A 7,972-nucleotide genomic window follows, 5' to 3' on the forward strand; every position below is an offset into this window, starting at 1 on the left:
GCATCATCATACTATCAAAGCTCCTATCGCGGGAGAGGGGGTAGATCGAAGTGAAATAGAAAAATTTGTGCTCAATTTAAGATGAAATCTTGTCTAAAAAACTTTAGGGACGTTGCCTAAATTTCTTAATTAAAAAATATAAAGTTGAATGATGTTCATACCCATCACGTTGAAACTCAACTTCATACCCTAATTTCTGATAAAAACCTAAAGCTTCCCAATCCATGGTGTTAATGGTAGAAAAACGACATTTTTTTTGTTTTCCCAAACACTCACTCGCTTCAATCAATTGCTTTCCAATTCCTTGTTTTCTGTAACGCTCATCCACCCATAATTGATCAATATAGAGACAGCCATAATACATACTGCCATTACAGCCACCAATAATAAGTTCATCTGCATCACGGAAAAAAAAAAGCAAAGGACTCTATAGGTTGTTGCCTTTTCTTTAAATAAGCATACTCAGAAATACCTTGACTTAAAATATCAATATCTTCTTGTCTTGGCTCAGATTCATAGGTTAACTTCATCTTATCCCTTATAAGTCACTTGAGTTAAATCATCAGTTATTAACGTTCGGCATAAACCGTGAGCTGACGCGCTTTTTCAAGCATAGTGTCCTCAACATACCAACAAACACATAAAATGGCTCGAATAATACACCAGCTTAAGACTCGTTCACCATTAAATACAGTCAAGTCAATTTCTTAAAACGCACCTATTTCAAACTCCCTTTCATCAACCCATCATGTTCCTGGTAACAGGCGCTCAATGAGCATGCAGCCTTCTTCAGGATTTGCAGCAATTTAATCGAGTCGAACCCCTCCCATTAAAATGTCTTAATGCATGAATTCTCTTGAAAATTCATTATGAGAAACGTTGACTTTTAATACCTATTCTTCGCTTTTTGAACCTAAAACTGGAAGCACACAGTTAAAACTTAAATGCTCAAACCGGGTCAATAAAGTAAGTCTATGTGTACGCGCAAGGTGTTCAAGAATTGAGGTAACGACGAATCACAGCCCTACCTGTAAATGATATGTTGTTTTTTTAAAAGCTTAATTATTTCAAGATTGGCCGCAGGGAAGGCAAACTGCTGCAAGCTATTAGCATCTACCCAACGCAAATCCATTTGCCCTTCCCGTGGATAAGCTTCTCCTGAAAACTTATCCACATGGTAAATTAATAAAGATACACGGTGCTGGCTATAGGTATGATTAACCTCGCCCAGAAAAGTGTAGTGCAGTACTTCAAGCCCTACTTCTTCTTCGATCTCTCGAATTAAAGCAAGAGTCGCTTCCTCGCCGGCTTCAAGCTTGCCTCCAGGAAATTCCCAATAACCGGCGTGCGTGGTTTTCTGCGAACGCTGCGTGATTAAAATACGCTGCCTTGCATCCGTAATAACCGCCACGGCTACTTTCATGCAATGCTTCCATGGCAGCTTTTATATTTTTTACCAGAACCGCAAGGACAAGGGTCATTGCGACCCACTTTTTTACCGCTGCGCTTGAATGTGGTCACTGCATTTTCTTCAGCTTCTTGCTCTTCCGTTTCGTGAATAAATTGCATTTTATGAATTTGTTCAGCGCGGCGTTGCTCCTCAACTGCTTCCACATCCTCTTCCGTTTGTATCTCTACAGAAGACAGCAGGCGGATAATATCGTATTTCATATTGTCCAGCATGGTAGAAAATAAAGTGAATGCCTCGCGTTTATATTCTTGTTTCGGATCTTTTTGGGCATAACCACGCAAATGAATTCCCTGGCGCAGATAATCCATGGCAGCCAGATGTTCGCGCCAATGATTATCCAAAGTCTGTAAAATGACCGACTTTTCAAACTGGGCAAGCACTTCACGCCCAATTCTATCTTCTTTTTCTTGATATTGTTTTTCGCTCAATTCGATAATTTTTTCTTTTATCTGTTCAGGTTGAATGGAGTGATCCTCATTAATCCATTGACGGATTGGTGCTTTCAGTTTGAAATCATCAGCAAGCACTTGCTCCAAGGTTTTTACTTCCCACTGATCTTCCAAACTTTGCGGGGGAATATAACTATCCACCAAACTGCTTAAAACATCGATGCGGATGGAATGCACAGCTTCTAGTGGGTCAGGCATCGCCATGATTTCCGCGCGCTGCGTATAGATCACTTTACGCTGATCATTAGCGACGTTGTCATAATCCAACAACTGTTTTCTTACATCAAAGTGATATCCTTCCAGCTTGCGTTGTGCATTTTCAATAGCCCGCGTTACCAAATTATGTTCAATGGGTTCGCCTGGTTTCATTCCCAAACGCCGCATCATATTGGCGACACGCTCGGAAGCAAAAATCCGCATGAGATGATCTTCAAGCGACAAATAAAAGCGGCTGCCACCCGGATCGCCTTGCCGGCCGGCTCGACCGCGTAATTGGTTGTCTATACGCCGCGATTCATGGCGTTCAGAGCCGATGATGCGCAAGCCACCGGCAGCAAGTACCATTTCATGGCGTTTCTGCCAATCTTCACGGACCGCCTCACGGGCTTCCTCATTTGCATCAGCAGATAGTTCAGCAAGCTCCGTGGCCAGACTCCCACCCAAAACAATATCAGTCCCACGGCCTGCCATGTTGGTGGCAATGGTAACAGCGCCCGGCCGCCCGGCTTCAGCAATAATATGAGCTTCTTTTTCATGGAACTTTGCGTTTAAAACCTGATGCTTTAAACCCGCTTTTTTCAACAAGCCGCTCAGCAGCTCAGATGCTTCAATGGATGCAGTGCCCACCAACACGGGTTGTTTACGCTCTACACATTCGCGTATGTCTTGAATGATAGCTTGATATTTATCCTCTTGAGTTAAATAAACCAAATCAGGCTGATCGACGCGGCGCATGGGTTTATTCGTAGGAATAACCACAACTTCCAAATTATAAATTTGCTGAAACTCATAAGCTTCTGTATCAGCCGTACCCGTCATCCCGGATAATTTATTGTATAAACGGAAAAAATTCTGAAAGGTAATAGAAGCCAGCGTCTGATTTTCATTTTGAATGGAAACATGCTCTTTGGCTTCGACTGCTTGATGCAAGCCTTCAGACCAGCGCCTGCCAGGCATGGTTCTTCCTGTGTGCTCATCAACAATAACCACCTGATCGTTTTGTACAATGTAATCCACATCGCGATGAAACAACGCATGTGCTTTTAATGCGGCACTCACATGATGCATCAACATGATATTACTGGCATGATAAAGACTTTCACCAGGGTCCAGTAGATTTGCTTTTACCAAAAGCTCTTCGATGTGCTGATGCCCCGCCTCCGTCAAATGAGCCTGTTTTTGTTTTTCATCAATCGTATAATCCCCGCTATCCCCTTCTTCCTGCTGCATTTTTAAATTGGGGATGAGCTGATTGACTTTAATGTACAATTCTGAACTGCCCTCGGAGGCGCCGGAAATGATTAAAGGAGTTCGTGCTTCGTCGATGAGAATGGAGTCCACTTCATCCACGATGGCAAAATTTAGCTCGCGCTGGACCTTATCTTCAAGGCTAAATGCCATATTATCGCGTAGATAGTCAAAACCAAATTCATTATTTGTACCGTATAAAATATCGGCACGATAAGCAGCTTGCTTTTCTTCATGAGGCATGTCTGGATAAATAACACCTACATTTAAGCCTAAAAACTCATAAACGGGCTTCATCCATTGGCTATCGCGTTTGGCCAGGTAATCGTTCACGGTAACCACATGTACCCCGCGCCCGCTCAGAGCATTCAAATAGGCAGGCAGAGTGGCCACTAATGTTTTACCTTCACCGGTGCGCATCTCGGCAATATTGCCCTCATGCAACACGATGCCGCCAATTAACTGCACATCAAAATGGCGCAAACCCAAAGTACGAACCGCCGCTTCCCGTACCACAGCAAAAGCTTCGGCCAGCAATTCATCCAACGTTTCACCTTCTGCCAGGCGCGATTTAAATTCGGCAGTTTTAGCAGCTAATTGTTCATTCGTTAAAGCTTGCATCTGTTCTTCAAAAGCATTAATGGCCAGCACCGTTTTTTCCATGCGCCGCAACGTCCGCTCATTGCGGCTACCAAACATTTTCTTAATCAACGTATTCAGCATGGCCCTAATAGTCCTCTTTAACAGTTCAAATCTTAAAACTGCTTAATTTACTAGAATTCACGTGTAAAAGCCATGCATGCTCTAACGGCAAGCATGGCTAACTCCAGGCAATTTCCTTTAAATTTTTTATAACGAGATAACAGATGGGATCTTTTCCTTCTATCTCCAGCAACCCATTGGGTGGAATAACGAGGCGACTGCTACCTTTAACTATGGTAAAGCGCTGGCTTCCAGCCTTAATATAGGAATGCTCGCAATAGCCCCCTATATTTTCGATGTGCAGTAAAGCCTGAAGAGCCGCAGGATTTTGAAATTTTATTTTAAGAGAGCGCCCATTTTCTGATTTACCGAAGTAGTTAGGCAAGTGGTTAAAATCAGCTTCCCCGTTTTTAAAGCGGATTCGCAATATCCCTGATTTATTTCTTAAAATTTGTAAATCTTTACCGTGCAGATAAGAAAAAACATCGGGATAGTGTTTAACCCGATTTAAATGATTCTTGGCAATATACCAACTGTTGCTTCCTGCAATTAATGTCCCTTTTCTTTTTAATATGGCTTCCAGGCTTAACGGGGTAAACAAATCATGTTGTACCCAGAAACCTCCCCAGGTTATATCGAAAAAAGCCCAGTGATCATTGACATAGATTTCGGCGGCCGCATGATTGTGATTTTCATGATTGAATGAATAATAAAAATCCACCGGGCGCACGCTTAAGCCTAAATGTTTTAATATTTCTACAAAAAGGTATTGATGGTTGCCGCAAATGCCAAAACTGTTTTGCAAACACACATTCTGCTCATGCATCAAGGGAGATTTAAATTCCCTTTGTGTATGTTTGAGGTAAGCATACCGACCTGCGCTGGCAATATTTTGTATTAAATTCATTGCTTCAATGGCTTGCAGAATCCTGGTTTCATCATCGGTAAGCTTGATGCCTGAAGATTCATAAACCCATTTTATCCCCTGCACCGCATGTTCAGTGAGGCAAGCATATTTTTGGATGCTGTCTGCATAATCATTGCAATATAAGCTTTTTGAGAAATCGCTTTTTGCAGCCGACGCGATGCTTACCAAAAGAATAAGCATCGCAAAGAAAATTTTAAAAACCAGCATGCATCCTTTCCAGTTGATTTTTTAATAGGCTTATTTCCTGCCTGGATGAGATTCTTTCAAAAAAAGAACAGCAACGAGCAAACTGATTAAATAGCAAAGAGGCATGATGAATAAAGCTTTTTGATAGCTGCCAAGAGCATATACATGGATGCCGTTGACAAGCTGCCACCCTTCGCTGCGATGTAGTATCACGCCCACCAAAGGCTGGAATACAGCGCCGCCAATCAGCACGGATAAATTATTAAAGCCCGAAGCAGTCCCCACCAAATGCGCTGGGTTATTGTCTTTCACGACGGCAAAGCTTACGGTTTGCCCACCCGCACCAAGGCCTAAAACAAAAAGCACCGCATACATCCACTGCATCGGCACACCCGGCACATACAGCAAAATCAAGGTGGCAGCCAATCCTAAAACGGAGCTGATTGCCAAGGCCAGGCGTCTATTATAAAACCGATCGCTAACCCAGCCTAACAACGGACTGCCGACACCAATTCCCAGCCAAATCATACTGCACAACCCGGAAGCAACGACTACGCTAACCTGGTATTTTTCTTCAAGATAAGGAACGCCCCACAAGGCTGCAAAGACGGCAATGGGAGTCCAGATGGCAAACGCATATGCCCCGGTTAACCAGGTATATGAATGCTTGCAAACCTCCAGCAAACGGCGCCATTCATCGCGGAAACGTTGCGTAGGCAATGCTTGTGTCGGTTGATGCGGATAATCACGAATTACCGCCCAAAGCAGCATAGCCAACAAAACGCCAACGCCTGCCAGAATAAAACTCGCTTGCCGCCAACCCACATGCTCGATAAGCGATGCAAGCGGCATCTCGCCAAACATTGCACCCACAGAACTCATCAATTGAGCTATACCTGCCAAAATGGCAAAGTGTTGCGGCGGGAACCAGCGGGATAATAAAACCAATACGCCAATAAAGGAAAAAGCAGAACCAATACCGATTAAAAATCGTCCCAATGACGCAGTAACGACACTGTCGGTCGATGCAAAAAAGAATGAACCTGCGGCACAAAGTAACAGGGCACCCGTCATGAGCTTGCGCGGCCCATAGCGATCAAATAACACGCCTGCCGGCAATTGCATCGGCGCATAAGCATAGAAATAAAACGCTGAAATCACACCAAAGCCTTCCGCACTGACCCGGAAAGTTTTCATCATGGGATCAGCCATGACACTGGGAGCTACCTGCAAAATAAATTCATACAAATAAAACGAAGCTGCCAGAAAAAAAATTACATAAGCCTGAACCCGGCTATGCTCTTGTGGGGGTAAATGATACGTGCTCAAGGGTATGTCATAGTTAATGAAATTAGAACACATTACACCGAAGCGGATTTCATTTGTCAATGCCTTGAATTCAAAGCTTAATCAAGCCGCAAGTTTATTGAAATAATTTAAAAAAATTGATACTCCCAAGCGTTTATACTTGATTTTCTAAGGATGCGTAAAATAGCATAAATTCGCTACAACTGGATAATCTTTTATTAAGGGCTGGGGCAACAGCGGCAGGTGTCATTTTGTTTGCCTACAAGCATTCACAAGCAAAAAATCACCCCATAGAGCCAGGACCAGACTGGGAACTCGCTCTAGGTGCTGCGCACTTTGTCTCATGTATAAAATAAGTATAAAAAAAGAAACCAGCAAAAGAAGATGCTTTTTTAGCAAATCTGGCAAATATTCTTCTAACATGCTTTATTTTGTTAAAGAAACATTCGATTAAATGGCGTTCTTTATATAAAGGCTTATCAAAATCACGCTGATTTTTCCTGCGTGCACGGAGAAATGAATGATCGGAATAGAACGTTGCAATTCTAATGCTCGTTGTAATAGATACCAGCTTAGATACTGGCCAATGAACAAGACTGTCAAACGAAAGCCCCACCTTTGTGCCGGACAAAAACCGATTATAAATGGTATGGGGTCGAAATAACTCGCTGATTTTAAATGTATTTCATATAATCATTTTGTCTTAAAAAAGGATGTAAATATGAAATATATCAGCGAGTTGAGAGGCATTTTAAGTCAGCAATTAAATTGGCACAAGTCTCGAATAGACTGTTTTGCACAAATGTTGTTAGCGCTATTTATGGTGAGAAGTATCAATTTAAGCGAAATAGCTGTTGCAATGGATGTTAATAAAGCAAGCATTGAATCACGCTACAAAAGAATCTATCGTTTTTTTTCAAAGTTTGAATTAGATTTTATCTGGATTGCTCGTTGGATTTATTCGTTATTTTTTACTTCACACCAGAAAGTTTATATAGCTATTGACAGGACAAATTGGTATTGGGGGAAGGCAAAAATCAACGTATTTATGTTGTCGATTTGTTATGAAGGGATTGCCATTCCTATATTTTGGCGCTTGCTTAACAAAGCAGGAAGTACAACAGCTAAAGAACAAATCGAATTGTTATCTCGATTTATTAATACGTTTGGTAAAGAATCGATACAAGGCATACTCGGTGACCGAGAATTTCCTAACAAAGCACTTATCGCTTGGCTTGTAGCAGAGAATATCCCCTTTTATTTACGGATTAAAGGGAATATAGACATTTGTATTGGAAGAAAGAAATTTAAGACCTCAGCCCAATTATTTAATCATCTGCCCCCCTATCAGCAACAAGTATTTGGTATGAAAGTTCACGTTTTTGGTCAATCTCTTTATTTAGCAGGGAGCAAAAATTCTCGTGAAGACTTGCTAATTGTACTGACAAATCAGAATCCAAA

7 protein-coding genes are annotated in these 7,972 nt (G+C 42.0%); 1 reads left to right on the forward strand and 6 read right to left on the reverse strand.

Features of this window, described 5'->3' with window-relative positions; translation table 11 throughout:
• Nucleotides 1-103: 103 nt before the first annotated feature.
• The 6 genes from ELY11_RS11780 to ELY11_RS11805 form a co-directional block, all read right to left on the reverse strand.
• On the reverse strand, nt 104-421 hold the full coding sequence (locus ELY11_RS11780; RefSeq protein WP_233579859.1) for a GNAT family N-acetyltransferase: 318 nt from the start codon (nt 419-421) through the stop codon (nt 104-106).
• Nucleotides 402-530, reverse strand: coding sequence for a hypothetical protein (locus ELY11_RS12690; RefSeq protein WP_256478843.1), 129 nt, complete (start codon nt 528-530; stop codon nt 402-404). The genes ELY11_RS11780 and ELY11_RS12690 overlap by 20 nt, the downstream gene beginning before the upstream one ends.
• A 494-nt stretch (nt 531-1,024) precedes the next feature.
• Entirely contained in the window at nt 1,025-1,423 is a 399-nt protein-coding gene (mutT, locus tag ELY11_RS11790) for an 8-oxo-dGTP diphosphatase MutT (protein ID WP_126954606.1), read from the reverse strand.
• The gene (secA, locus tag ELY11_RS11795; RefSeq protein ID WP_126954605.1) at nt 1,420-4,110 is read right to left on the reverse strand and encodes a preprotein translocase subunit SecA; all 2,691 of its coding nucleotides are present in this window, start codon (nt 4,108-4,110) and stop codon (nt 1,420-1,422) included. The genes mutT and secA overlap by 4 nt, the downstream gene beginning before the upstream one ends.
• 97 nt (nt 4,111-4,207) lie before the next feature.
• Nucleotides 4,208-5,224: a transglutaminase domain-containing protein gene (locus ELY11_RS11800; RefSeq protein WP_126954604.1), complete on the reverse strand. Its 1,017-nt coding sequence runs from the start codon at nt 5,222-5,224 to the stop codon at nt 4,208-4,210.
• A 30-nt stretch (nt 5,225-5,254) separates the two neighbouring features.
• Nucleotides 5,255-6,592, reverse strand: a complete 1,338-nt coding sequence (locus tag ELY11_RS11805) for an MFS transporter (protein WP_233579860.1) — start codon at nt 6,590-6,592, stop codon at nt 5,255-5,257.
• Between the two features lie 640 nt (nt 6,593-7,232).
• Between ELY11_RS11805 and ELY11_RS11815 the strand changes: the two genes are divergently transcribed.
• Nucleotides 7,233-7,972 (forward strand): transposase (locus ELY11_RS11815; RefSeq protein WP_127033748.1); only part of this gene is annotated, 740 nt, incomplete at its 3' end.

This window comes from Legionella septentrionalis, assembly GCF_003989745.1.
Lineage (GTDB): Bacteria > Pseudomonadota > Gammaproteobacteria > Legionellales > Legionellaceae > Legionella_A > Legionella_A septentrionalis.